We start from the raw sequence: 832 nt of genomic DNA, 5'->3' as shown, positions 1-832 counted from the left end.
GGTGGCGGCCGGCGCCAGGGCTTGCGGCAGCGGCAGCGTCAGCGTGAAGCTCGAACCCTGCCCGGGGCGGCTGCGCAGCCGCACGCTGCCGCCCATCTGCTGCGCGGTGGCGCGTGTGATCGCCAGCCCCAGCCCGGTGCCGCCGTAGTCGCGCGAGACGCGGTCGTCGGCCTGCACGAAGGGCTCGAAGATCAGCTTCTGCTGCTCGGGCGCGATGCCGATGCCGGTGTCCTCGACCTCGAACTCCAGCGCACCCGACGCGGCTACGCCCAGCCGCAGCGCGACCCGGCCGCTGGCAGTGAACTTGATCGCGTTGCCGACCAGGTTGGTCAGGGCCTGTTCCAAACGCCGCCGGTCGCCCAGCACCCAGGCCGGCACCTCGGGCGCGATGTCGAGTTCGAAGGCCAGGCCCTTGAGGCCGGCGCGCGGGCGCAGCAGCGCTTCGACGGCGGCGACGCTGGCGCGCAGCTCGAAGGCCTCGGGGTGCAGTTCCAGCTTGCCGGCCTCGATCTTGCCGAGGTCCAGCAGGTCGTCGATCAGCGCACCCAGCGTCTGCCCGGCATGGCGGAAGACCTCGACGTGGCGGCGCTGCTCGGGCGACAGCGGCGTCGTCGCCATCAGGTCGGCCACGCCCATCACCGCGTTCAGCGGCGTGCGGATCTCGTGGCTGACGTTGGCCAGAAAGGCCGACTTCGCGACGCTCGCCTGCGACGCCACCTCGCGCTCGAACGCCAGCCGGCGTTCGCACTCGTTCTGCTCGCGCCGCTGCTGCACCAGCAGCGCGACCAGCGATGCCGGCAGCGCCGTCAGCGCCGCCGCCAGCGGCACGCTG

General features: G+C 73.0%; 1 protein-coding gene. It reads right to left on the bottom strand.

What is annotated here, in order from left to right:
* Positions 1 to 832: sensor histidine kinase (locus CKO43_RS25525; RefSeq protein ID WP_242481427.1), on the bottom strand; the 832-nt coding region annotated here is incomplete at both ends.

Source organism: Rubrivivax gelatinosus (assembly GCF_016583785.1).
GTDB classification, from domain to species: Bacteria; Pseudomonadota; Gammaproteobacteria; order Burkholderiales; family Burkholderiaceae_C; genus Rubrivivax; species Rubrivivax gelatinosus_B.
Note: the sequence above shows the minus strand (reverse complement) of the source record. Positions and strands in the feature narration are given on the sequence as shown.